Below are 26,360 nucleotides of genomic sequence, written 5' to 3'. Positions count from 1 at the left end.
AATCCTTTTATTGTTCGGGTATTAAACCAAAATCGAGAGCAGACTGTCTATCATTATAGACAAAACGCCGAGTGTAAGATCACACTAGGCTTGAGAAGGGTTGATTCATGCGTATGAATTAAAAAGCGAGCCTCTTGGCTCGCTTCGTATTCAAAAAAGACGTGACAATCAGGCCATTGCCATGGCTTGCTGGGCAATCACCAGCTCTTCGTTGGTTGGGATCACCAATGCGAGCGGTGAATCTTGTGTTGTGATTTGTCCTGCGGCACCGAACCGAGCTGCGGCGTTGGCGTCGGCATCTGACTGATAACCGAAAATCGCGAGTTCTTTTAGGATCATCTCACGGACTGGCAGTGAGTTTTCGCCAATTCCACCTGTGAAAACAATCGCATCCAGGCGGGATAACGGCACCATGTAACTTGCGATGAATTTCGCAACGCGATAAGCAAACATTTCCAGCGCGAGTTGCGCACCTCTGTGGCCTTCTTCCGCGGCTTCAACCAGCCCACGACAATCATTAGTGAGCTCAGACACACCAAGAAGCCCTGCTTTATCGATCAGCTCATGATGGATTTGATCCATGCTGAGCCCTTTTTTCGATAAAAACTCTAGAATAGATGGGTCGATATCACCACAGCGAGTGCCCATCATCAAACCGGCTAAAGGCGTAAAGCCCATGCTGGTATCGACACTTTGACCGTCTTTGACCGCACACAAAGAGGCACCGTTACCAAGGTGTACGGTGATGACGTTGGTTTGTTCAGGCGCTTGATTAAGCCATTTTGCCGCTTCACGACTTACGTAATAATGGCTGGTGCCATGAAAACCATAGCGACGAATGCCATAATCATTATAGAGCTGACGCGAGATCGCGTAGTGATACGCTTTTTCCGGCATGGTTTGATGGAATGCTGTGTCGAAAACCGCGACTTGAGGAAGGTTAGGGAAAGCTTTACGCGCGGCATTAATACCAACGACATGAGCGGGGTTGTGCAGTGGCGCCAGGGATTTCAAGGCATCGATCTGTGCAAGTACGGCATCATCGATAAGCGTCGCCTGACTGAAGGTTTCGCCACCATGGACCACTCGGTGCCCAACAGCTTGTAATTTATCACTGAGTTGGTTGTTTTCGATAAGGCCCACAATAATGTCCATGGCCTCTTGATGGTGGTCGCTTCCTGCACTCAATGTCTTTTCAGTTTTGTTACCGTCGACTTTCCAGCTCATGCATGCGTCATCACGACCAAAACACTCTCCGGCGCCTGAAATCACAGCATCGCCTGTTTGCGCGTCCATCAGTGCAAACTTTAAAGACGAACTGCCTGAATTTATAACGAGTACCAGTGCATCACTCATAGGTTTACCTTATTGGCAGAATTGGGATCGCGACTTGCGGCCGCCACCCTATTATTAAAATATTTTTGAATAATTCAACTATCGTTATAGTGATAGCATAATTGCCCAACAATTTACTGCGTAAGATCAAGCTAAGTGCGCATCAACTAGGCAAAAACAAGAATGACAAGTAACCGACGACCCCCATGGTGCTCATTACTAGCGACATAATCGTGACGACTTTGCGGTGCGCGCGAAGTGTCTCCATCATACGCAAAAGCAGGTTGGTCCTTGGTGGTATCACTCCAAGGCGGTGCGCATATTCATCCGCTTGCCGCTGATGGCCTTGCTCGCCCAATATATCGAGCAAATGTTGAACATGAGCCACCGAGCAGTGCCGCAGAACACCCATCGATTCCTCGATTGGCATTACGGTGAGTAGCTCGGCTTGCCGAGTTAATTCGTATTGTAAAAAGGCATTACGAGCCGCGACGATCTCGGAGGTTGAGAAAGTTGCAGTGTTATCAAAGGTGTTGTTCATTACCGTCATGGCGAATCTCCCGATTGGCAACAGGTAACGACCATCAACAACGTATAGCGCCTAAAAGGCAGCATTATGCGTTAGAGCGACAGGAGAAAAATAAAGCAGGTGGGGCCAGCTATCAACAACGGCTGGTAAACTGGCAGAGACAATACCAACAGTCGCTATTTTTCTCCGTTTCGACTCGGAGGATGGTCGGTATTGTTCATAGTTATCTCCAAAAAATGTATTGCTTTGAAAGCGTGATCAATATAACAAAAAAGTTAAGCTCTGTCTGTCAGTTGGGCGTTAATTTTATCGCCGCGTCTGCTCGCTAACCTGACCGGACCCTCTATACAGTTACTTCGCATGCCCCTCACTTTTTTGACGGCACAGTAACAGGCTCGCACCTAATAATTGCGAAAAAGCGACGGTGAGATCCGTTTGCATACGCTGCTCACACTCTTTTTGTAACGCTTTTAGAATTCTAAACGCGGCGCCATTGTCCGCTTTGCCACTAATCAGTAGATAGAAACAGAGTTTGAGCGTGGCTTTGAAGTCACCGTTTGCATGCATCGCCTGCATCCAACTGGTCATAAACGCATTAATGGTGCTGGTTGTATCAAGCGGCATGCGCAAGCTGTCGACGATAAACGGCTCCAGCGCGACCATAAAATCTTGTTTTCGAGGAAAATGATGACTAATCCCAGTACGCGATACGCCGGTCGCCTCGCTTAACGTGGTATACGACATTCCCTCATAGCCAAGCATTAATAATTGGTGTTTCGCCTCTGCTAGGATGAGCTCAATGGTCTGTTGCGTTTGCGCTTTACTCCGTTTAGGCATACGTAACCTGTTCTCCCGTCAATCGCCACTGTTGGCGCAGTGCTGTAACGCGCGCCCGTTTGGCTCGCACTTGCGTCTGGCTCGCGATAAAGCCTAGCCCTTAGTAAAAATAGTACAGACTCACCAATAAAGCCTGACAGTAAACGTCTTATGTGAATACGGAGGCTGATCAAGCTTTTGGCATTGGCGCCTGAAAATGGGGTGAAAAAACTGAAAAGTCAGGCAAAAAACACCGCAAATAGTGTCATCAGTCATAATTTAGACAGTCGTTTAAATGATTATCTTGCGTATGGTGGCCGAGGATCCGTAAGTTAACATTATTATAACGTTTTAACGTATCTCCACGTTGCGACAATGAGGAAGTCCAATGTCACATATCAAACCACATGATCAGATCTTACGTTGGGCCGATGAGCGCCCAAACCATGTTTTTCTGCGCCAAATCCACGGGCGCCGCTTTCATGATTATACCTTTGCCGAGGTCGCCGAGCAGGCCCAGAAAATGGTAACAGCGCTCCGCGATATGGGGCTTAAGCCGGGTGACAAAATCGCACTGATATCAAAAAACTGTGCTGAGTGGTTTATCGCAGATTTAGCAATGATGATGGGAAGCTACATCAGTGTGCCCATATTTCCTACCGCGGGCACCGACACTATCGATCATGTCATCAACCACAGCGAATCGAAAGCAATGTTTGTGGGTAAATTAGATGACAGTAAAGCGCTAACGGCCTCGTTAGAAAGTCTGCCGAACCTAAAAACAATTGCCCTCCCTTATCCTACCGTAAACTGTCATTACGAATGGCACGATCTGATCGCCAACCACGCACCGTCAGACGAGCGTCCTGTTCATCTTGATGGCGATCTCATGTCGCTGGTTTATACATCGGGCACCTCAGGGCCGCCTAAAGGAGCCATGTTAAGCTACGGCGGTTACTGCTGGTCTGCGCAACGGTTGATCGATCATATTGGTATCGAACCTGACGATCGTTTGTTCTCTTACCTACCACTGGCCCATATTACCGAGCGTGTATACATCATGGGGTCAGCCATTATGGGCGGGATCCCGACGGCATTTCCTGAATCACTCGATACTTTCATTGAAGATGTCAAAATGCATCGCCCAACCCTGTTTATTTCGGTCCCAAGGCTTTGGACCCTATTTCAACAGCGAATCCAGGAGAAGCTGCCGGACGGTAAGTTGAACCTACTGCTCCGTATTCCGTTAGTGAGTACGATCGTCAAAAATAAAGTCGCTAAAAACTTAGGCTTGGATCAAGCACGTGTATTGGGCTGTGGGTCCGCCCCTGTCGCGCCGGCATTGTTGGAGTGGTACCGCAAGATTGGTTTGAATGTCACCGAAGCGTGGGGCATGACCGAAAGTTATGCCTACAGCACCATTAATTATCCTTTCCGGGCCGATAAAATTGGTACCGTTGGCAATGCCGGCCCAGGGGTTGAAATCAAGATCGCAGACGACCAAGAAATCTTAGTAAAAAGCCAAGGACTGTTTAGCGGTTATTACAAAAATGAAGAAGCAACCAAAGAAACCTTGGTCGACGGTTGGTTGCATACTGGTGATTTAGGGGAGCTCGACAGCGATGGCTACCTCAGTATCTCAGGGCGCAAAAATGATACGTTCAAAACCGCCAAAGGTAAATTTGTCGCCCCTGTACCGATTGAAAAGCGCTTATTTGAATTATCAAACGCTGAAATGTTGTGCGTAATTGGCTCAGGCATGCCAGCACCGATTCTACTTGCGCTCCCACACCATTTCCCTCATTTTGATCGCGCTCGTTACGAGCGTCGAGTAAAAAAAGTGGTGGATACTATCAATGGTGAACTTGAGTCACACCAGCAAATTAAAGGTGTGTTGATGATTAAAGAACCATGGAGTATTGAGAACGGTAAACTGACACCGACCTTAAAAATTCGTCGCCATAAGCTGGAGCAGGAATACCACGATCTTGGCACTCACTGGCCAAAAGGCACGCTCGTGCAGTGGGAAGAAGACTTGCTATAGCTTCACCGGCGCCCCGTCAATCTATGCTGGGGCGCCGCAAGACAATACGATTAGCACCACCCCTTTCTTTTTTTCGATGCTATTTTTGATTGGTTCACCGGTAGTTTTTCCATCATTAATACAGAAAAGATATCAAAACCTGACCTATCTCAATGTGCCACAGGCATGTGTTTGCTAAAGATCGTACCATTGGTTTGCAGCCACGTCTTAAACGTGACGTCATTGGCTGCGTTTACGTAGGGGAACACCATGAAAGAGAACCAAACTGACGCTTGCGATGCTTGCGGTGTAAGTGCTGAGATTGGCTACATCATCTCAGAGGGCGATGATGTAGCAGAAGTCACCATTCAAGCCAACAGCCCTGAGGCGATAGCGGCGCGCTTCGAGCAGTATCTTGACCTGGCAAAGAGTATTAATCCTGCTGTGAAGCATGACTTTGATAGTCAGCACATTAAAAACGACGCACTGACGATTAAGATGCAATTTGAATGCAGTGCTGAAAAGCTGATTTTTGAACTGCGTAGCCGCAGTTTGAACAACGCCTAGGCGTTAAGAGAGCTTTAATGGCATGCAGGCGATTACGCAGGCTTGCTTCAAAAACACGAAGCAGGGTGAATATTCACTCACCCTGCTCATTATTTAGCTATGATTCGAGCATCTTGGCTCAGTGAAAGCGCTCGCCGCCGGTTAAAGCCTTAAGCTCTGCCACGCTTCACACATTTCACGGAATGTTGTCGCATCACCCTCAGGGCGATCCGGATGCCATTTTAGGGCCATCTTCCGCCACTGGCGACGAATTTCATGTTCGCTCGCATTTTCGTCCAAACCTAACACGTTAAGTGCTTTGTTTCGCTCCAGCATCGCAGTCCCTGGCGTATCATTACCGATGTGGCGCTGGTAATGCTTCCAAAAAGAAGACAGCAATTCTTTGACATCATCTTGGCTAGCATCATAGTTGTTCCAGTCCATATAGTAATCGCGTAATGGATCCTGGTAATCGATTTCTTTGGCCACAAAACCATGACCTCCCACACGCCATTGTAATTGAATATCCATGGATTCAACCTGCAACCATTGCTGGGGCAGCAACATTTCTTGCAGTTGATATAGGGCGTTCATGATCAGGAAATTGCGTTTAAACAGATCAAGATGGGGGTCATCATCGAGTTGCGCCATCATGGTATCTTTTCGCAACTCACCCAGCAGGTGATGCACTTTCCAACTTTGTCGTGTCGACTCTAAAATACTGAGTATCGGCCAAATCAGGGGGTTGTCTATTTCATCCCGTTTTTCAGCAAGCATGACGTTCGTCCTCTGTCACTGGCCAGCTATTTTAAACCGGCACGTCTTAGGTTTGGTCGTAAACCACCTTACTTAAGGTATAAACCAATTCTGAGTGTTTTGTGGTCATAATCGAAAAATTCATTGTTATTGGTCAGTATGCCGCCATTACAATGACACTTTCTGATTGCCGGTTAAAATCTAAGCATATCTGGTGCCAACTTATTTTTAAAAAATCATAATATTGCGTATATTACTGATTAATCTTATAAATAATCTTTAAGGTTACGTCAGTGAATATATTTACTTGAAAGCACCATGTTTTAAGTTTTAAGACACCGCGATGAATTAAGCCTGCATTAAGCAGCAGTAAACCGTGCTTACTCGCATACTTTGCGCCATTTAATTCGCATTCTGTAGAGAACTCCATTAATCTTGATATAAACATAAAAATTTAATTATTTGATTAATGGCATAAGCTTATGGCATCAACGAGTTCACAATGTGAGGCATGTAAAAGTACGCAGCCACTTTCCTTTGCCTTTACCATGGCTTTTCAACCGATCATTCAACTTTCAACGGCAACCGTGTTTGCTTATGAGGCGTTGGCGCGTGGTATTGATGGCAGTGGAGCAGGCAGTGTGTTTAAGCATGTCAACGCAGATAATCAGTATAAATTTGATCAAACCTGCCGAATCAAGGCTGTCAAATTAGCGGCAGAGCTTGCAATCCCTTGTTATCTCAGCATTAACTTTATGCCTAATGCCGTTTACGAACCTGAGCGTTGTATTCAAACAACGCTGAAAGCGGCACGCGATAACCAGTTTCCGCTCGATAAAATCCTCTTCGAGTTTACTGAGGGCGAAGAAGTGCTTGATTACGAACACATTCAACGCATCATTCACCATTATCGCTCTCAAGGCTTTCTGACCGCGATTGATGATTTTGGCTCGGGCTATTCAGGGCTAGCAGCTCTCGCCAATATCGACACGCATATCATCAAATTAGATATGGCCTTGGTGCGCGATATTGATACGGACACCACGAAACAGGCCATTGTTCGCCATAGTATTGCCATGTGCCGCGAACTTGGCCGTCAAATTATTGCCGAGGGCGTAGAAACGGAAGCCGAGCTTGCTTGTTTAGCCGAACTGGGTATCGATTTATTCCAAGGCTACTACATTGCTAAGCCAGGCTTTGAATCATTACCTGCAATTAATCAATCACCTGGTTTAGAGGCCTTCCATCGTCAATAACTCGACGATGGAAGGCCGCTTAGATAGGTAGCGACTGGATAGGCATCTTTTAACTGCCTCACAAATACAACTGATAACCTTTCTCATTTATTGGCCTTGCGATACAATACCGCATGATTTTTGTGAGTATAAAGGGCGTTGTATGCATAAAGGACAAAAAGGATTGATGACGCAGGGTTGGTCTCGTCGTCGTTTTTTACAATCGACAGTGGCGATGGCTGCTATCTCAACTCTCCCCGCCTGCTCCCTGAGATCTGCCTCCCGACAAACCGGGCAGTGGGAATATCACCTAAGCGCTGAACCAGGTCTCGCGTCACTCGTGCCCGGTCATCAAACCGATGTATTGGCGTTTAACGGTAAGATTCCAGCGCCTACTATTCGTTGCCGGCAAGGCGAGCCAGTGACCATTCACTTCACGAATCATTTACACGAGCCGACGACAATTCATTGGCACGGACTGCGTATACCCATAGAAATGGATGGTGTCCCCTTCTTATCTCAAGCACCAATCCAACCGGGCGAAACCTTTACCTATCGCTTTACCCCCCCTGATGCCGGCACCTTTTGGTACCATCCGCACATGAACTCTGTGGTACAGCTGGGGAAGGGACTGGTCGGAGCCATCGTGGTCGAGGAAGCCACGCCGGTTGTGTTTGATGAAGAGCACACACTGACACTCAAACACTGGCACCTTGATCGTCAAGGCAACTGGAAAGATCTCGCTATCCCTCGCTACAGCGCACGCATGGGCACTCCCGGCGAGTGGGGCACCGTCAACGGCGTTCACCACCCTGAATACACACTGCAAGAAAATGCCACCACACGGTTACGTTTGGCAAACGTGGATAATACGCTCACCTATCCGATTCAAGTGCGCGGCGCAGAGGCTTGGATCATCGCCATTGATGGCAACCCCATCGCAACGCCTCAACGGTTAGAGGAGCATAAAATCGCCCCGGGGATGCGACTAGATATCGGCCTGATTGCACCGAAAGCGGGTAGAAAGATCGAAGTCATGTACATGAAAGGACGTTTTCCATTCTTGTTGACAAGCTTTACCACAACACCGTCAACCTTAACAGACAAGCCCCTGCCCGCTCTGCCACTCAACCCCGTTGCAAAACCAGATTTAGTGAATGCCGAAACCCGTCATTTTGTGTTTGAGTGGGCCGGCGCCATTACCCCTGCGGATAAACAAGGAAAAGGAAATCACGACTTTTGGCTGATGAATAAACGTGCCTGGGAGGGGATGAGCAAAGGAAATATTCCTGAGCCAATCGCAAAACTGGAACGAGGGAAGACCTATATTTTCGATTTAAAGAATGTGACCCAGTATCATCATCCGATTCATTTGCACGGCCACACCTTCACGGTGCTGGAAATAGATGGCAAGCCTGTGACGCCGTTCCATACTGATACCGTACTATTAGGTAAAAATGGCCACGCCAAGGCTGCCTTTGTGGCGGATAACCCAGGTCGTTGGATGTATCACTGCCATGTGATTGAGCATATGAAAACTGGCCTGATGGGTTTTGTGGACGTGGTGTAGCAATACGCAAAACATACTGAAAATAGAACGGCGAGCCTATGTGCTCGCCGTTCTTGTTTTGTGGTTTTTACGTTTCCCCTTTCATTCTATATGGATGTATGTTTTTCCTTAACAAATGACAATCTACGCTTTTAAGAGAGTGAATAAAGCTCGCAAAGTTTGATTGCATCTTACATGCAAAGATTATAAATTAGCATAATCTAAACAATAAGGAGCGATTGGGAATGAGTAAAAAAGACTACCAAGAGATTAACCAACAACAGTTAGCTCTCAACAAGCAATTTAAAGCACACAGCAGCGAGACACTGACTGCATTTGGCCAACTTCATCGCGCCGCAATGGCAGAAGGCGATCTCGATGTAAAAACCAAAGAATTGATTGCATTAGGGATTGGGATTGCCGCGCGCTGTGATGGCTGTATCGGCGCACACGTCGCCGCCGCTTTAAAGCACGGCGCGACTAAGCAAGAATGCGTAGAAGCAATTAATGTTGCCATTGTGATGGGCGGTGGTCCGTCGTTGATTTACGGCTCTCAAGCTCTGGAAGCCGTCGAGCAGTTGAGTGAAGCGTAACACTTGAAATAAAAAACATAAAAAAGCGCAGTCGCTGCCAACTGCGCTTTTTCATCTATATAAGCTACCGATTTACCCGCGGTAATATCGCTGTGGCACAAACGGCATTTTTTCGACCGTCATAGGCAATTTCTTGCCACGCACTTCCGCGTATACCTCGGTGCCGGGGGCAATAAACTCAGGTGGGAGGTAACCCATCGCCACGGGCATGCCTTTGGTGGGGCCAAAGGTACCGCTGGTGACCACGCCGATTTCATTATCGTCTGCATCAAATAGCTTGCTCCCTTCACGCACAGGGGCTTTGCTTTGGCCCACCAGCCCAATGCGCTTGCGGCTCACCGCTTTGGTCGCAATTTGATCCAAAATGATTTGCTCACCGGGAAAGCCACCTGCGCGCTCACCATCAGCGCGACGAACTTTACTGATTGCCCAGATTAAGGTTGCTTCAACCGGCGTAGTGGTGGTGTCCAAATCATGACCATACAGGCATAAGCCACACTCCAAACGCAATGAATCCCGCGCACCTAAGCCGATCCATTCTACTGCCTCATCATCGAGCAACACTTTTGCCAACGACGCAGCATGCTCAGCCGGCACCGAAATCTCAAACCCATCTTCGCCAGTGTAACCTGAGCGACTCACCACACACTCAATGCCGTTGACCGTAATAGGCTGAATATCCATAAAGACCATCTCACTGACCTGCGGGTTAAAGGTCGCCAGCACCTCGGCCGCTTTTGGTCCTTGCAAGGCCAGCAAAGCGCGATCGTCAACAACATCGACGGTCACATCCCCTTTAAGATTATCGCGCAAATGCTGAATATCCTGGGCTTTGCAGGCGGCATTGACCACCAAGAACAAGTGATCGCCTAAGTTCGCAATCATGAGATCATCAAGAATCCCACCTTGCTCATTGGTAAACACCGCATAGCGTTGTTTTCCTTTCGGTAAATCGACGACGTCGACAGGCACCAATGTTTCGAGCGCTTTCGCGGCGTCATCACCATGGAGGCGAATTTGCCCCATATGAGAAACATCAAATAATCCCGCCTGTTCGCGGCAATGCAAGTGCTCTTTGCGCACCCCTAGCGGATACTGGACTGGCATTTCATAGCCCGCAAAGGGAACCATTTTTGCCCCCATATCAAGGTGCAAGCCGTGTAACGGGGTGGTTAGTAACTCTGCCATCATTCTCTCCATATTGTGCCTGCGGGCATCATGCCCACGTGAAGCAAGGCGTTTGTGTGGTCATTAAGAAGCGGTCACCCATAAGATCAATGCATCGCCGTCACTCACTGACGCCAACATGTGTCCCATGGTGGCGTCGTAATACACGCTATCGCCCTCATTGAGAGTAATCGCTTCATAAAACTCAGAAAAAAATTGAATGCTACCTTCAAGTACCAGCAAAAATTCTTCGCCGTCATGTCGGATCCAATCACTGTAATCCTCAAAAGCACGCGCTCTTACTCGCGATTTAAACGGCATCATTTTTTTGTTGCTTAACTGTGTGGCCAGTAATTCATGCTCATAGGTGCCGGTAGGGTGCGCTTTGCCCTGGCCCGCAAACGTCACATCTCGCCTTCCCGTTGCCTGCCGCTTTTTTGGCGGAGCAAATAACTGCGGGATATCAATGTTCAACCCGTGCGCGAGTTTTTGCATGGCTTGAAAGGTGGGAGATATCTGCTCATTTTCAATTTTGGACAACGTGGAACGCGCCAAGCCAGTGCGCTGGCTTGCTTCTTCAAGCGTTAACCCTAACCCAACCCGTACGGCTTTTAAACGCGGGCCCAGCCGCAATGGCGCAATGGGTTCGCGTGCCTCCCCCTCATGTTGCGATCGTTCTACCTGCATTGAGGGGTACACATCCTGTGTTGATTGATTGGTTGTCACCTAATTGTCGCCCCTATCGGTTATCTCACAGTATGACGCTTTAACGCCTTAACATTTTTAACAAAAAAGTTTCCTATCGGAAAATAGTGATGCCATAAACGTGACATAGCAAGCGAATTGGCACAGGCACGCTACGCGCTCTCTTCATCACCACCCCACCTCGCTTAAAATCAAATATCATAAAATCAATGTATTATATATCCACTCACGAATACTGTTCCACGTAATCACTGACGAAAAGCGATGTTTTCATCAACATGGATTTGCAATTTACCCTATCTTAAGATAAAAAGGCAAACGTTTGCGCTGTATTGATTGAGAGAGAAAAGGTGAGGTTTTGTCTTCAGGATCACAACATAGGTTTCTTATTGGAAATTTATTTTGCGGAAAAGTGAACGCTTAGGTACGTTAACAAAATGTTTAAATTAATGGTAAAGCGCGAGATCTCACCGCTTAACTGTTTGCTGTAACGTGAAGCAATGTCGGCAACACCCGTTGGCATGTAGGACAGTATAAATAATGATAAAAACGTACCTTACTGATCGAGGAGGCAGGCCATGAGTCACAGCATGTTTGACCTGTTTAAGATAGGCGTCGGGCCATCTAGCTCACACACCGTTGGTCCGATGGTGGCCTGCGCACGCTTTAGCCACTATGCGGCGCAAACACTGTCCGTGACCGATATCGAGCGTGTCAAAGTAGACTTATACGGCTCACTGGCACTCACCGGCAAAGGCCATGCCACCGACGTGGCGTGTGTCATGGGCCTAATGGGCGAAATGCCTGCCACCATCGAGTCAGATGAAATCGATACCATGACCAAAATGGTCAAAAATGGTAGCGAGCTTCCTTTTACGGGCCGCCACTATATTCGATTTAACTGGGAGGCAGATATTGCCTTTCACTATGACAAGGTGCTGCCCGAGCACCCCAATGGCATGACGGTAAGCGCCTTTAACAAATCAGGAGAGTGTCTTGCTCACAAAACCTATTTCTCGGTAGGCGGTGGTTTTGTGGTGGAAGAAGGTGAAACGGATGCCCTAGCAACTGATTTCACTCCGCCGTATCCATTTGAGAGTGCAGCGGAATTACTTGCGCAATGTACAAAAACGAACATGACCATCAGCGAGCTGATGTTTACGAACGAGGTCGCACGCGCCCAGTATCATGACTCGGCAGCAACGCATGAAACCGTCAATCAAGGACTCGACCATATATGGCAAGTGATGCGTGAGTGTATTGATCGCGGGGTTCAACAAGGCGGCGTGCTGCCAGGCGGTTTGAACATCAAGCGACGCGCCAAAGGCATGTACGAGGCCATTCATGACAAGCAAGCCCATGGATTACCGACAGATACCAATGATTGGGTCAACCTGTTTGCCATGGCAGTGAACGAAGAAAACGCCGCCGGTGGCCGAGTCGTCACCGCACCGACTAATGGTGCTGCCGGCGTGATCCCTGCAGTACTGGCGTATTACGATAAATTTGTATCGCCCAATAACCCTGAAGGCATCCGCACCTTTATGGCGACTTCCGCGGCTATCGGCTCTTTGTACAAGACCAATGCCTCTATTTCGGCAGCAGAAGTCGGTTGTCAGGGAGAGATTGGCGTGGCGTGTTCGATGGCAGCAGCCGGATTAGCCGCAGCCATGGGCGCAAGTAATCAACAAATTGAAAACGCGGCAGAAATCGGCATGGAGCATAACCTCGGCCTCACTTGTGATCCAATAGATGGCCTCGTACAAGTCCCTTGCATTGAGCGCAATACCATGGGTGCCGTGAAAGCGATTAACGCGACTCGGTTGGCAATGGGTGGTGACGGCCAACACCATGTCTCACTCGATAGCGTGATTAAAACCATGCACGAGACCGGCCTCGACATGATGAGCAAATATAAAGAAACCTCACAAGGTGGCCTCGCTACCAATGTGATCCCGATTAATGTTGTGGCCTGTTAGCCACCATCGCCAACAAGGAAAGCGAAATGAAACCGAGCTACCCGAATGTAGAATTGGAGCAGTTTTTCTCCACCAATTTATCGGAATCCGATGGTGCCGTGATGTCAGCCGTGCAAGCCGAACACAAACGCCAACAACAGCAAATCGAGCTTATCGCATCAGAAAACATCGTTTCGCAAGCGGTGATGCAAGCACAAGGCACTTGCTTGACCAATAAATACGCAGAAGGCTATCCAGGCCGTCGCTATTATGGCGGCTGTGAGCATGTCGATGAAGTCGAAGCCATTGCTCAAGCCCGTGCCAAACAGCTGTTTAGCTGCGAGTTTGTAAACGTGCAACCGCACTCTGGCGCGCAAGCCAACGGTGCCGTGATGCTGGCACTGCTGCAACCTGGTGACACTATTTTGGGTATGTCACTGGATGCCGGAGGCCACCTTACTCACGGGGCACGCCCTGCGTTATCAGGCAAGTGGTTTAATGCCGTGCAATACGGTGTTAATCAAGAAACTCTAGAAATTGATTATGACGATGTCGCGGCTCTTGCGCGTGAACACCAACCTAAGATGATCATCGCCGGCGGCAGCGCTGTCCCACGCCCAATTGATTTTGCTCGCTTCCGCGCGATTGCCGATGAAGTAGGCGCATATCTGATGATCGATATGGCACACATTGCCGGTTTAGTGGCCACCGGCGCCCATCCATCGCCACTGCCGCATGCGCACGTGGTCACCACCACCACGCATAAAACCCTGCGTGGCCCACGCGGTGGCATGATCCTCACCAATCACGAAGACATCAATAAAAAGATCAACTCGGCCGTGTTCCCCGGTCTACAAGGCGGTCCATTGATGCACGTGATTGCCGCGAAAGCCGTGGCATTTGGTGAGGCGCTAGAGCCTGAGTTTAAATTGTATATTGATCAAGTGGTTGCTAACGCCAAAGTACTGGCCGAGGTTCTACAAACGCGTGGCTGCGACATTGTCACGGGCGGCACCGACACTCATCTGATGTTGGTTGATTTGCGCCCTAAAGGTCTAAAAGGCAACCAAACCGAACAAGCACTCGAGCGCGCGGGGATCACTTGTAACAAGAACGGTATTCCATTCGACACCGAGAAGCCAATGATCACATCGGGTATTCGCCTCGGTACACCAGCCGGCACCAGCCGCGGTTTCGGCACCGAAGAATTCCGTCAAATCGGTGAATGGATTGGCGATGTATTAGATGCCTTAGTTGAGGAACCAGACGGCAACGCTGAGGTTGAAGCGCGGATTCGTAAACAAGTGCAACAGCTATGTGCCCGCTTCCCGCTTTATCGTCAATAAAGGCATAGCAATAAATAACCATATATCAATTACTTAGGATTATGAGGCAGTAGACTAGTATTTGCCTCAATTTACAATGTAAATTGCTCATAAATCGAGCAGTTCGTAATTTAGCAGGAGAGTAGCAAATGGACGCGACACTGAAGTATTCCGAGAGCCATGAGTGGGTCAAAGACAACGGCGATGGCACAGTCACCATGGGGATCACTGATCATGCCCAAGGCCTACTTGGCGATGTCGTGTTTGTCGATCTACCTGAGGTGGGTGACAGTACTGAAAAAGGTGAAAGCTTTTCTCTGGTGGAATCGGTAAAAGCCGCCTCTGATATCTATGCACCGGTTGATGGTGAAGTTGTCGCCATTAACGACGATTTAGAAGACAGCCCAGAGTTAGTTAATGACGAACCTTTTGAGGGCGGCTGGATTGCCAAGATTAAACTCGCTGACGACACCAACTTGGATCATCTGATGGATGCAGATGCTTATGCCGCCGCCATCGACGACTAATTCAGGACGAATATCATGACTAAAACGCGTTTACTCGATAGCTTAGTGGCTGATAACGATTTTATTGCTCGCCACAATGGACCGAATATCAAACAACAAGACGCTATGCTGGCGGCGGTCAATGCCACCAGCCTTGAGCATGTGATTGAAGAAACCGTTCCTGCGGATATCCGTTTGCCGAAGCCGCTTAATCTGAGCGCGCCGAAAAGTGAAACCCAGATGCTGGCAGAACTGAGCGACATTGCTGCGCAAAATACGATAAAGCGTAGCTTGATTGGCCAAGGTTACTACCACACTCATACCCCACCGCCTATTTTACGTAATGTGCTGGAAAACCCTGGCTGGTATACCGCTTACACGCCTTATCAGCCCGAGATCTCGCAAGGCCGATTAGAATCCTTACTGAACTTCCAGCAAATGGTGATGGACTTAACGGGGATGGATTTGGCCAACGCGTCGCTGCTCGACGAAGCCACTGCCGCGGCAGAAGCCATGACCCTGTGTAAGCGTGGCGGCAAGCACAAAGGCAACGCCTTTTTTGTTGCCAGCGATGTGCACCCACAAACCTTGGATGTGATTAAAACGCGTGCCAACTTCTTAGGTTTTGACATCATTGTTGATGACACGGACAAGCTGGATCAGCACGATGTATTTGGCGCCCTACTCCAATACCCCGGCACCACCGGCGAAGTGCGCGATCTCAGTGCGCTTATCGCAGAAGCACAAAGCAAGAAGACGCTGGTCGCGGTTGCTACCGATCTGCTTTCACTCACTTTGCTTAAAGCGCCGGGTGAAATGGGCGCGGATGTGGTGATTGGGTCGGCACAACGCTTTGGTGTGCCTATGGGTTACGGGGGCCCACACGCCGCCTTTATGGCGACACGCGACAAGCTAAAGCGCACCATGCCTGGCCGAGTGATTGGCGTATCGGTCGATAGCAAAGGCAACCAAGCCCTGCGCATGGCGATGCAAACGCGTGAGCAACATATTCGCCGTGAAAAAGCGACTTCCAATATTTGTACCGCTCAAGCCTTGCTGGCCAACATGGCTGCTTTTTACGCGGTGTATCACGGTCCAGAAGGCTTAAAGAAAATTGCTCGCCGCGTGCATCACCTCACCGCGCTGTTCGCCAAATCGGTACAAGCAGCCGGGTTGAGCGTCGCGCACGATAGCTTCTTTGATACCGTAACGTTTAACTCGGGCGAGCAAACCGATGCCTTGTACCAACAAGCGCAAGATGCTGGTTTTAACTTGCGTAAACTGGATGGCCAACTTGGCGCGAGCTTTGATGAAGCGACCACACTGGCAGAAATCAATCAACTGCTTACCGCACTCACCGGTCAAGGCGATGCAGATGCCGTGGCGAGCGACATTGAAGCCGATGAATTTGCCGCGATCCCTGCCACATGCCGCCGCAGTAGCGCGTACCTAACGCACCCTGTCTTTAACCGCTATCACAGTGAAACCAAGCTTATGCGGTATATGAAGGCGCTGGAAAACAAAGACTTTTCCCTCACCCACGGCATGATCCCGCTAGGTAGCTGTACCATGAAGCTCAACGCCGCGGCTGAGATGATCCCTGTCACCTGGCCAGAGTTTGGCGCCCTGCACCCGTTTGTGCCGTTGGAGCAAGCCAAAGGCTATCAAACACTGGGTAAATCACTGCGTGACATGCTGTGTGAAATCACCGGCTACGACGAGATATCCATGCAGCCGAACTCAGGCGCGCAAGGGGAGTATGCGGGCTTAATCGCGATTCAGCGCTACCATGAAAGCCGTGGTGACAGTCACCGCAACGTGTGCTTGATCCCAAGCTCCGCCCACGGTACCAACCCTGCCTCCGCAGCCATGGTCTCAATGAAAGTGGTTGTAGTTGGCTGTGATGACGATGGCAACATCGACATTGATGATCTGAAAGCCAAGATCGATAAACACCGAGATGCGCTCTCGTGCATTATGATCACCTACCCATCGACACATGGTGTGTACGAAGAAACCGTGCAGCAAGTGTGCGAGCTGGTGCACGAGGCAGGCGGCCAAGTTTACTTGGATGGCGCCAACATGAATGCGCAAGTGGGGCTGACAACGCCGGGCTACATTGGCTCAGACGTCTCGCACCTCAACCTGCACAAAACCTTCTGTATTCCCCACGGTGGCGGCGGCCCAGGTATGGGACCGATTGGCGTGAAATCGCACCTTGCGCCTTTCCTTCCCGGTCATGTGGAGCAAGGCGACGAATTTGCCGTCTCGGCTGCACCTATGGGTAGCGCCTCGATTCTTCCTATTTCATGGGCGTACATCGCCATGATGGGTGAACAAGGCCTGACGCGCGCGACCGAGTTGGCAATTCTCAGTGCCAACTATGTGATGGAGCGTCTGCGTCCCTACTACCCTGTGCTTTATCGCGGCAAAAACGGACGCATTGCGCACGAATGTATTATCGACATTCGTCCTCTCAAAGAGGCATCCGGCATCAGCGAAGAAGACATCGCTAAACGCTTGATGGATTATGGCTTCCACGCGCCGACCATGTCGTTCCCGGTCGCGGGCACGCTGATGGTTGAGCCGACCGAAAGTGAAAGCCAAGAAGAATTGGATCGCTTTTGTGATGCCATGATTGCCATCCGCGAGGAAATTGCCAAGGTGCAAGACGGTGAGTGGACGCTGGAAGACAACCCATTGGTCAATGCGCCTCACACCCAAGCGGATCTGATGGCAGACGAGTGGTCTCACGCCTATTCACGTGAGTTGGCTTGCTTCCCATCTGCCCATAATAAGGCAAGCAAATACTGGCCATCGGTCAACCGTGTCGATAATGTCTACGGCGACCGTAACTTGATTTGTTCTTGCCCTAGCATTGAAAACTATATGGATGAGTAATCCGTTCCGCTCGCGGAAAGAGTGATGTTAAAGGCGAGCCGCTCGGCTCGCCTTTTTTATGAATGGCTTTCTCTGGGCAAACGTTGACATAAGGGTATGAACTTTTAAATGCCGCTGACAAACGCTTGACAGATTGTTCTCCGAACACCGCTACATTCTGTGCCATCTGAAAAAGCAGTATTAAGGCACACTATGAAACCTATCGCTCTCGGTCTCCTGCTCGCACTTGGTCTGACCACTCAAGCGTTTGCGCAAGAAAAAACCAGCATCTCGGCGGGTCTCGCCGTTGATCAACAACTAAGCGCTGTACTGGAAATAGACGATCAATACCGTTTTACCCTCGGCAATGATGGCACCGCATTTGATTATCTTTTTCAACAAGGCACTTTTGATAACCCCGATGTCCCGGTTGATTGGTATGTAGGCGCCGGTGGCTGGGCGGAGTGGGACGACGACTATGGCGTTCGTTTACCGATAGGATTAGATTGGGAAATCACCAAGCAGATCACTGCCTACGGCCAAGTCCATCCAGAGCTTAACTTCCACGGCGGCCCAGAGTTGCAACTTGGCGGCGCGCTGGGCGTGACCTACTCGTTTTAGATAAACCTATGCTCATCACGCCAAACCATGCACATCGGCGAGCCTTATTAAGGCTCGCCCTCATTTAAGGATGATGTATCATCCAGCTATTGCATCCGGCATGAAGAAAATATGTCGTTGTCGGGCTGATAGACGCCCGTTTCTATGTCCATTACGCCAAGTAACGAATGAAAAATATTGTCGTGAGAGTAATGGTCTTTCTCCATCGCCTTTTCGCGCAAACACGAGGCATTGAGAGACTTGGCTTGCTTAAAACCATCCGAGAGCCATACCATTAGCGGTACTTTCTTTTGATAATCAGGGGCAAAGCGATACGGAAGACCATGTAAGTAAACGCCATTTTCACCCAGTGATTCACCATGATCAGAGACGTACATCATCGCGGTATTATACTGATCACTTTTATCTTTCAGCGTTTCAATCACTTTGCTCAACACATAGTCCGTATAACGGATGGTGTTATCGTAGCTGTTGATGATAGTTTCTCTTTCACAGTTTTCGATATCTGAGCGCGCACAGTCAGGCTGAAAATACGCCATGTCTTTAGGGTAACGCTGAAAGTACGTTGGACCATGACTACCAATGAGATGTAAGAATATTATCCGATTACCTTGCATTTCATCGATATCGTTATTGATGTGTTCAATTAGGGCCATGTCGTAGCACGTACTTCCATTACACAGTTCATCTTGTCTACGCCTATCAATTTCTATTTTTTTTACATTTTTAGCTACGCCCTTATCACCGCCATCGTTTTCTTTCCATAGTATATCTACACCAGCGCGCTTTAAAATATCTATTGCGTTATCCTGGTATTCGGCGCGATGCCGGTCAAAGCTTTCGCGTGGTGATAGAGAAAACATGCACGGCACAGAAATAGCTGTTGCTGTACCGCAAGACGTCACATCGAGAAATGAAATGACACCCTGAGAAGCGGTATAAGGCGTCGTTGGTCTCGTATAGCCGTTTGCTTGATAATTTTGAGATCGCGCTGTTTCACCAACGACAAAGACTAACAAGTTGGGTTTATCTTTTGAATGATGAAGAGCTAAATCTGATTGCTTCGCATCTTCCCCCACGTTTACATAAGGTATGGGAGCGGAAAAAAACCGCTCTTTTACATAGCCAGAAAGACTGTAAACATATTGTGTCGGTATAATGAGTTTACGCAAGTAGCTATTATTTCTGCCTACGGATGCATAATCTTGGTAGTAAAAAATAAATATAATCGCCAGCGCGATTAACGATACGGTGATGGATATTAGCTTATCCCGTAATAGCGGAAGCCACATTTTTCCGGCTGGCTGAATAGTACAGCGCATCATAAAGATAGCGGGAGTCACACCAATGGCTAACACCCAGATAAGTGCATAAAAACTTAAATACGCCCTTGCCTCTCCGGTATCGGTTTCTACAATATTGGTTATCATATTCGTATCAAACATGATACCGTAATTATACCCCGCGTAACACACCACACTCGAGAGCACCACTAAAATAGCAAAAAATGGTTTAGTTATTCGTGGCCAGGAGAAAAACGAAAAAATAATATTTAACGCAAAGAACAAGAACAGAGGAATAGAAACAATAAACCCAGCTTTCACATCGTCAAGTGATGAAAATATGCCTTTCAATTCTTTATAAAAAGGCGCATTGATAACAACGGAAAAATAGATTGCCGACAGTGCAGTAAACATCGCAACACTAACACTACCTTCATTAAATTTTCTTTCTTTCATTTTATATTCATCAAACACAATACCCATACATACAGGGTGAGAACAATTGAAATAAATACGGCAGAAGATCCAATATCTTTCGCTTTTTTACTGAGGGGGTGCCATTCTTCACTGATACGATCAACAGTCGCTTCAATCGCTGAGTTAATGAGTTCAACAACGAGAACAACGCCTAAACTACTTATCATTAAAATTCGTTCAACAGGCGTCACTGGAATAAAAAAAGAGGAAAAAATAAGAATAATCGCTATCACACATTCTTGTCGGAATGCTGCTTCAGACTTCCACGCTAATTTTAATCCCACCATAGAGTACCCAGTGGCATCTATGACTCGGCGAACACCGGTTTTTCCTGGTTTCACGTCATGACCTAACTGTCAGTTTTTTGGTAGGGACAATTTAAAGGAATTTATCTGATAACTCTGTCAACGTTATGTATAGCTGTGTAATCTTTTGTAAAACCATCAGATAGAAGGTAAGTTATAAATATATATCAGCTATTTATCTTTTAATATCATGTGATGGGATGTGAGGGGAGAGCATCTATCAGGCATAGATGGTGCTAGGAACACCATTTATGCCTTAATATAAAGGCAGGCTGATCTAGCTACGTAAGGAATAAAAGCTAAAAACTAAAAACCCGTGTATTTTTATCTCGCATTATTTGACTGATCTGTGGTGGCTTAGCCACTGAAATCCCGGCGCGCAATGCTGTTTTTCCTTTGTCGCTGTTGGGTAAAAATAATGCGCACACACTTACATTAGCGCCGCCTTTCTTAAGCTTCATCATCAGTTGTTCTGGCGTGACATTTTTAGGCTTTAACGGTGAGTTTTCAGTACCTTTAAACGCCAACTCACCGGCTTTACCACATAGCAACACATCAACATGTGTCCCTTGGGCTTGCATAGTGTTCGCTAATACCATAGCCATCCCTTGTGTTTGCAATTCGCCACTGTTGACCATGACTAACGCTTGTTCCACCGAATCGGTAGATGCTTGAGCGGCGCCGGTGAGTAGCCCTAGTCCAAATAGGCTACCGATCATTTGTTTCTTGTTCATGATGCACTCCTTTTTATAATCCATCAAATATTAGCACATCCTAATTATTGACATCATTTGAATCCAACATTGTGTTAACCCGCCAGAAAAAGCGTGATGCTGAATGCAATCAATTTGCATATGACCAATACAATTTGCATATGACCAATAAATCGGTCATCTAAGCGTAGGTTAATGTCGTACTGAGAGCAGTCATCTATCTAAAAGGATCCACTATGCTCTCGTTTCTAAAACCGAATCCGGTTAAAAAGCTAAAAAAACAGTACGACGCCAAACAACAACAAGCCTTTGAAGCTCAACGCAATGGCGATATCAGAGGTTACTCACTACTCACCGAAGAAGCGGAAAAGATTGACCAACAGATTAAAGCCTTGGAAAACAAGGCTTAGTGACTGGAAGAAGGGTTAAATTGCCGTTTTACCAAGCGCTGGTATAAAGGGCAGCGTGCCGACAACTCGGTATGACTGCCCACATCCACCAACTTACCTTGATCCATCACCACAATGCGATCAGCATGTTGAATGGTCGACAAGCGATGAGCAATAATCAAGGTCGTTCTATTGCGCATCAAGGTGGCCAATCCTTGTTGTACCGCATGCTCACTTTCACTATCCAGCGCGCTGGTGGCTTCATCTAGCAATAAAATCCGTGGGTCCTTGAGAATTGCGCGGGCAATCGCAATTCGCTGCCTTTGGCCGCCCGAAAGCCGTACACCACGCTCGCCCAAAAAGCTGTGATAGCCGTCCGGTAATTGCTGAATAAAGCCGTCAGCGTGCGCTTGAACTGCCGCCTCTTTCACCGCTTGCTCACTGGCGTTTGGCCTGCCGTAGCGGATGTTTCCTATCACGTCATCGCTAAACAGTGCCGGTTGCTGCGGCACCAATGCCATTTGTTGGCGCAAGGCTTGCGGGGACAAGCTGCGAATATCTTGTCCACCCAGCGCAATCGCACCCGACTGCGGATCGTAGAAACGTTGCAGTAACTCAAAGACTGTCGTTTTTCCGGCCCCCGACGGCCCCACTAACGCCACGACTTCACCAGGCTGAATATGTAAGCTCAGTGCATCAATCGCAGGCTGCCGTGGACGAGTGGGATAATGAAAATGCACCGCTTCAAAACGAATATCATTGCTCAGTGATTGGGCATCAACAATCGGTGAGGTAGCGGGAGTACGAATATGACTTTGCACGTGTAAAAGCTCCACCAAACGCTCCGTCGCGCCAGCCGCGCGCTGCAACTCCCCCAGCACTTCCGACAAAGTGGCCATGGAAGAGGCAACCATGATGGCGAAAAACACAAAGGCGCCCAAATCGCCTGCCGACATGGTGCCTTGAATCACATCGCGACCGCCGACCCATAACATCCCTGTAATCGCGCTGAACACAATCACGATCACCCCGGAAATGAGAATGGCTCTTTGTTTCACGCGCTCGCGTCCAATGTGATAGGCACGTTCCACCTCTTGCCCAAATGCGGCTTTGGCGTGATCTTCTACCGCGAAGCTTTGCACGGTTTTAATATTGGTGATGGCTTCACCGGCATAGCTGCCCACATCCGCCATCGAATCTTGGCTTTGCCGCGACAACGCCCGCACGCGACGGCCATAGATAAGTATGGGCACCAAAATAAAAGGCACGGAGGCCAGCACAATTAAGGTCAGTTTAATATTGGTGGCAAACAGCATGATGATAGCGCCCACACACAGCAACGCACTGCGCATCGCCATGGAAAAAGAGGAGCCGATGATGTTTTGCAGCAAGCTGGTATCTGTGGTGATCCGCGACATAATTTCGCCGCTGCCGTGGGTTTCAAAATAACTCGGATGCAGATCAATCACATGATCAAACACCGCTTGGCGAATATCGGCACTGACCCGCTCACCTACCGATGACACCAGATAGAACCGGAAAAAGGTGCCGATCGCGATTAATACCGTGATCAGCAAAATAAACTGTACCGCATTACCCAACTCAACCAGTGATTGCTGTGCAAAGCCTTGGTCGATCAAAAGCCGAACGCCGTGTCCGACCGAGAGTGTTAATGATGCGGTAAAAACCAAAGCCAGCAATGCCGCGCTCACTTGCCAACGGTAAGGGCGGATAAACGCAATAAGCTCCCACAATATAGTCAGATTTTTACTTTTGCGATTCACGGCAGATTGTTTCGATGAGGTATCCGTTGCGGTTTGATTTGCCATAAGTTCACTTAATGCTGTCCTTGCATGTTAGCGTGTTATTGCCTGACGAACATTCCTATTATGAATGCTTTGGCCACTATAAGCTGTTATAGCTCGCTATTTCTCTTTCTTTGAGCAGCTAATCCCACGTTTGCAAAGGTGTCGTTGAAATTATACAAAACAGTCAATATAATCATCACACCAAATTTTTAGGGTTTTCCTGCCTAATAATCTCACCTTTGAGAAGCTATTATGAGGTAAACTCTAGTTGCAACACTTTTAATCAAAAGGATTACCATGAAAAAATTTATCGCTATTGCTGCACTTGCTACCCTTCCACTCTCTGGCGCGGCATTGGCAGATTCAGATATCGGCTGTGGTCTCGGCACAATGGTATTTGATGGTCAACAAGGAAAGGTTTACAAAGTACTCGGCGCCACCACAAACGGCACCTCTGGTAACCAAACCTTTGGTATCACCTTTGGTACGCTAGGCTGTGATGGCACAGGCACCATTGATTCGCAGCAGAAGCTAGCCATGTTCATTGACGGAAACATGGATAACCTAGCGCGTGATATCGCACGTGGCGAAGGCGAAACGTTGGCAACGCTTTCTGAAGTTTGGGGCATCAAAGATGCAGACAAAGCAGCATTTAACGACGTTGCTAAGCAAAACTTTGCATCGATCGTAACCTCTGATCAAGTCACTTCACAAGAAGTACTGACCAACCTAAATACTGTTGTAGCGCAAAACGAGCAGCTTTCAACGTATAAAATTTAAGCGGTATAACGCTTGACGGTTATCCGCCAAACAGTGGCGGTTATTAAGTGCGAAAGTGCCCTACTTGGGCACTTTCATGTTTCTGGACGTGAATCGTTGTACTGATATGAGACTTATTCATTCTCGCACCTCGCTATTTGTTCGTCTTAGTCTCATCATTCTTTCTCTCTTTAGCGCGCCGGCTTTTGCGAGTACGCCTGATTTTACCAACACGGCTACGTTTGCTAAGACCGCTACTGTTACGAAAAATAGTGACTTTAATATTCCCTCCTTGGCCAACCAAGCATACTGGCTAAAACTGGTTCACTATCTACCTAACACGTTATCAGGCTATGAAAGTACGGTTGATTCAGAAGATTTTTTCCTTGCCGCTAACGGAAAGACACACCCGCAACAAGAGCTAGCAGCGACAATTAATGCGCTTTACCATGCCGATGCCTCCGTTGCAAAAGCAGCAAGGTGTCAATATCCCGCGCGTTTTACATGGCTCGAGTCTAAAGCAGGACGCACTGCACAACTCGATTGCCCTGAACTTGAGCGTTGGCAAAAGGTGCTTGATCCAGACGGCATGACGCTGGTTTTTCCAACGGCATTTATGAACAATCCCTCATCAATGTTTGGCCATACGCTGTTGCGAATTGACGCACAAGATCAAACACGAAATAAAGAATTGGTGGCATTTGCAGTCAATTTTGCTGCCGAACCCAGCCAAGATGACAATGCCGCCATGTATGCCGCAAAGGGGCTGTTTGGCGCTTACCCGGGGCAATTTACTGTGATGCCTTATTATCGTAAGGTTCGCGAGTATAACGACATTGAATCGCGAGATATTTGGGAATATCCCCTTAACTTGTCCGAGCAAGAGGTAAATCGTGTATTGCTGCATTTGTGGGAGATGCAAAGCGCGACCTTCGATTACTACTTTCTTGACGAAAACTGCTCATACCAACTGCTCGCATTGCTTCAGTTGGCTCGCGATGATTTAAGTTTGGTCGATGATTTCCCGTTTCAAGCGATCCCGTCAGATACTGTAAAAACGCTAGCCAGTAATGACTTGATTGAGATACCAAGTTTTCGTGCCTCGTTTGGCACTCGCCTATTAAATATGTCGCAACAAGCCTCTCCTGCGGTGTTTGAAGCCGCGAAAAAAGCGAAAAGTGGCCATTTCCCTGACCATCAGCAATATACTGACGAGCAATTGGCCGCTATTTATGAATTTGCTTACGAGTGGCTCAATTTTGATTTTTATGATCAAGCACTTCCTAGAGATCCCTATGCGCAGCGCCTCACTAAATTACTCAGCATGCGCAGCCAAGTCAGTGCAGCCTCTCCGTTTGAGTCCGTAGCTAATATCAATGTATCGCCGGATAAAGGGCACGGCTCTACACGTATTGGTTTTGGAGCAAGAACCGCAAAATACGGTCCCGATGCCCTCTCGTTTGAATGGCGTGCGGCATACCATGACTTAATGGATCCCCAAGATGGCTTTGTGCCCGGCGCACAAATCAGCTTTGTTGATGTCGCTATCAGTCAGGATGAAAACGGTAATACGCAACTGGATAAGCTTTATCTGATCGATGCAATGACAATCGCGCCGAAAAAACGGGTTTTCTCTAGTCTATCGTGGAATATCCGTGCAGGCTTTGACCGTTTACCAGGCACCGAGAGACAAGATAGCCGTTGGTTTGCCCAAGGGGGCGTAGGTCAGTCGTGGGGAGAAAGTGACGGTTTACATGCCTACGCTTTGTGGTCAACAGCATTAACTCATGGCGACGCCAGCGATAACCAATTTAATCTAGCAACCGGCATAGAATCAGGATTGCTATGGCAACTTGCTGATGACCATCGTCTCGGCGTGCAAGCACAGTATCTGCCGCTGCTTAATCGTTCCTCCCTGACACAATCACAAGTCGATATGACTTGGCACTGGCGCGTCACCGATGATTGGTCTATTCGCAGTAAAGCACGCTACCAGCACTGGGAGAACGAAGAGATGAGTGGTCACATTACTAGCTATTTTTACTTTTAAACACCTCAAATCGTGTGCCGTCCTCTCGAACT

At 48.1% G+C, this 26,360-nt stretch carries 23 protein-coding genes; 13 read left to right on the top strand and 10 right to left on the bottom strand.

Annotation, left to right across the window (positions count from 1 at the left end; genetic code table 11):
* Nucleotides 1-168: 168 nt before the first annotated feature.
* The 3 genes from BZG76_RS08550 to BZG76_RS08540 form a co-directional block, all read right to left on the bottom strand.
* Nucleotides 169-1,356, bottom strand: coding sequence for an acetate kinase (locus BZG76_RS08550; protein ID WP_077460923.1), 1,188 nt, complete (start codon nt 1,354-1,356; stop codon nt 169-171).
* 142 nt (nt 1,357-1,498) lie between these two features.
* Nucleotides 1,499-1,885: a hypothetical protein gene (locus BZG76_RS08545; RefSeq protein ID WP_021024432.1), complete on the bottom strand. Its 387-nt coding sequence runs from the start codon at nt 1,883-1,885 to the stop codon at nt 1,499-1,501.
* Nucleotides 1,886-2,215: 330 nt separating this feature from the next.
* Complete coding sequence (locus BZG76_RS08540; protein WP_021024431.1) at nt 2,216-2,701, bottom strand: TetR/AcrR family transcriptional regulator; 486 nt, start codon at nt 2,699-2,701, stop codon at nt 2,216-2,218.
* A gap of 367 nt (nt 2,702-3,068) precedes the next feature.
* On the opposite strand from BZG76_RS08540, the gene BZG76_RS08535 reads away from it, so the two are divergent.
* Complete coding sequence (locus BZG76_RS08535) at nt 3,069-4,724, top strand: AMP-binding protein (protein WP_077460922.1); 1,656 nt, start codon at nt 3,069-3,071, stop codon at nt 4,722-4,724.
* Nucleotides 4,725-4,973: 249 nt separating this feature from the next.
* The gene (locus BZG76_RS08530; protein WP_021024429.1) at nt 4,974-5,270 is read left to right on the top strand and encodes a DUF406 family protein; all 297 of its coding nucleotides are present in this window, start codon (nt 4,974-4,976) and stop codon (nt 5,268-5,270) included.
* A 141-nt stretch (nt 5,271-5,411) separates the two neighbouring features.
* On the opposite strand, the gene BZG76_RS08525 is transcribed toward BZG76_RS08530, so the two are convergent.
* Nucleotides 5,412-6,026, bottom strand: coding sequence for a DNA-J related domain-containing protein (locus BZG76_RS08525; RefSeq protein WP_077460921.1), 615 nt, complete (start codon nt 6,024-6,026; stop codon nt 5,412-5,414).
* Nucleotides 6,027-6,487: 461 nt separating this feature from the next.
* Here BZG76_RS08525 and BZG76_RS08520 point away from each other — a divergent pair, with 461 nt between their 5' ends.
* From BZG76_RS08520 to BZG76_RS08510, 3 genes are all read left to right on the top strand, one after another.
* The gene (locus tag BZG76_RS08520; RefSeq protein ID WP_077460920.1) at nt 6,488-7,261 is read left to right on the top strand and encodes an EAL domain-containing protein; all 774 of its coding nucleotides are present in this window, start codon (nt 6,488-6,490) and stop codon (nt 7,259-7,261) included.
* A 166-nt stretch (nt 7,262-7,427) separates the two neighbouring features.
* Entirely contained in the window at nt 7,428-8,810 is a 1,383-nt protein-coding gene (locus BZG76_RS08515; RefSeq protein ID WP_077460981.1) for a multicopper oxidase family protein, read from the top strand.
* Between the two features lie 224 nt (nt 8,811-9,034).
* Entirely contained in the window at nt 9,035-9,382 is a 348-nt protein-coding gene (locus BZG76_RS08510; RefSeq protein ID WP_077460919.1) for a carboxymuconolactone decarboxylase family protein, read from the top strand.
* 72 nt (nt 9,383-9,454) lie between these two features.
* Here the strand turns inward: BZG76_RS08510 and gcvT are convergent, their stop codons facing one another.
* A complete protein-coding gene (gene gcvT, locus BZG76_RS08505) occupies nt 9,455-10,573 on the bottom strand; it encodes a glycine cleavage system aminomethyltransferase GcvT (protein WP_077460918.1) in 1,119 nt (372 codons plus the stop codon).
* Nucleotides 10,574-10,633: 60 nt separating this feature from the next.
* Nucleotides 10,634-11,236 (bottom strand): helix-turn-helix domain-containing protein, encoded by a 603-nt coding sequence (locus BZG76_RS08500; RefSeq protein ID WP_077460917.1) that lies wholly within the window; start codon nt 11,234-11,236, stop codon nt 10,634-10,636.
* A 596-nt stretch (nt 11,237-11,832) separates the two neighbouring features.
* On the opposite strand from BZG76_RS08500, the gene BZG76_RS08495 reads away from it, so the two are divergent.
* The 5 genes from BZG76_RS08495 to BZG76_RS08475 all read left to right on the top strand — a co-directional run bounded on the left by BZG76_RS08495 (nt 11,833) and on the right by BZG76_RS08475 (nt 18,544).
* Nucleotides 11,833-13,233, top strand: coding sequence for an L-serine ammonia-lyase (locus BZG76_RS08495; protein WP_077460916.1), 1,401 nt, complete (start codon nt 11,833-11,835; stop codon nt 13,231-13,233).
* A 26-nt stretch (nt 13,234-13,259) separates the two neighbouring features.
* A complete protein-coding gene (locus BZG76_RS08490; protein ID WP_077460915.1) occupies nt 13,260-14,558 on the top strand; it encodes a serine hydroxymethyltransferase in 1,299 nt (432 codons plus the stop codon).
* 128 nt (nt 14,559-14,686) lie between these two features.
* Nucleotides 14,687-15,064 (top strand): glycine cleavage system protein GcvH, encoded by a 378-nt coding sequence (gene gcvH, locus BZG76_RS08485; RefSeq protein WP_021022957.1) that lies wholly within the window; start codon nt 14,687-14,689, stop codon nt 15,062-15,064.
* A 15-nt stretch (nt 15,065-15,079) separates the two neighbouring features.
* Entirely contained in the window at nt 15,080-17,944 is a 2,865-nt protein-coding gene (gene gcvP / locus BZG76_RS08480) for an aminomethyl-transferring glycine dehydrogenase (protein ID WP_077460914.1), read from the top strand.
* Between the two features lie 192 nt (nt 17,945-18,136).
* Nucleotides 18,137-18,544, top strand: a complete 408-nt coding sequence (locus tag BZG76_RS08475) for a hypothetical protein (RefSeq protein ID WP_077460913.1) — start codon at nt 18,137-18,139, stop codon at nt 18,542-18,544.
* Nucleotides 18,545-18,630: 86 nt separating this feature from the next.
* Here BZG76_RS08475 and BZG76_RS08470 read toward each other — a convergent pair whose 3' ends face one another.
* The 3 genes from BZG76_RS08470 to BZG76_RS08460 form a co-directional block, all read right to left on the bottom strand.
* Nucleotides 18,631-20,283, bottom strand: coding sequence for a phosphoethanolamine transferase (locus BZG76_RS08470; RefSeq protein WP_077460912.1), 1,653 nt, complete (start codon nt 20,281-20,283; stop codon nt 18,631-18,633).
* Nucleotides 20,280-20,645, bottom strand: coding sequence for a diacylglycerol kinase (locus BZG76_RS08465; RefSeq protein ID WP_077460911.1), 366 nt, complete (start codon nt 20,643-20,645; stop codon nt 20,280-20,282). Before BZG76_RS08465 ends, BZG76_RS08470 begins: the two co-directional genes overlap by 4 nt.
* Nucleotides 20,646-20,908: 263 nt before the next feature.
* Nucleotides 20,909-21,343, bottom strand: coding sequence for a hypothetical protein (locus BZG76_RS08460; protein ID WP_077460910.1), 435 nt, complete (start codon nt 21,341-21,343; stop codon nt 20,909-20,911).
* Nucleotides 21,344-21,558: 215 nt separating this feature from the next.
* Here BZG76_RS08460 and BZG76_RS15235 point away from each other — a divergent pair, with 215 nt between their 5' ends.
* On the top strand, nt 21,559-21,732 hold the full coding sequence (locus tag BZG76_RS15235) for a DUF6435 family protein (RefSeq protein WP_108743183.1): 174 nt from the start codon (nt 21,559-21,561) through the stop codon (nt 21,730-21,732).
* Here the strand turns inward: BZG76_RS15235 and BZG76_RS08455 are convergent.
* Complete coding sequence (locus BZG76_RS08455) at nt 21,729-23,540, bottom strand: ABC transporter transmembrane domain-containing protein (protein ID WP_077460909.1); 1,812 nt, start codon at nt 23,538-23,540, stop codon at nt 21,729-21,731. The genes BZG76_RS15235 and BZG76_RS08455 overlap by 4 nt on opposite strands.
* A gap of 276 nt (nt 23,541-23,816) precedes the next feature.
* On the opposite strand from BZG76_RS08455, the gene BZG76_RS08450 reads away from it, so the two are divergent.
* Nucleotides 23,817-24,299 (top strand): DUF3015 domain-containing protein, encoded by a 483-nt coding sequence (locus BZG76_RS08450; RefSeq protein WP_021022964.1) that lies wholly within the window; start codon nt 23,817-23,819, stop codon nt 24,297-24,299.
* 106 nt (nt 24,300-24,405) lie between these two features.
* The gene (locus tag BZG76_RS08445; RefSeq protein ID WP_077460979.1) at nt 24,406-26,328 is read left to right on the top strand and encodes an Lnb N-terminal periplasmic domain-containing protein; all 1,923 of its coding nucleotides are present in this window, start codon (nt 24,406-24,408) and stop codon (nt 26,326-26,328) included.
* Nucleotides 26,329-26,360: the final 32 nt, after the last annotated feature.

Origin of the sequence: Salinivibrio sp. AR647, assembly GCF_001995415.1 — a bacterium.
Taxonomy (GTDB): Bacteria; Pseudomonadota; Gammaproteobacteria; order Enterobacterales; family Vibrionaceae; genus Salinivibrio; species Salinivibrio costicola.
The sequence above is the reverse complement of the archived record's forward strand: the minus strand, read 5'-3'. Positions and strand labels throughout refer to the sequence as shown.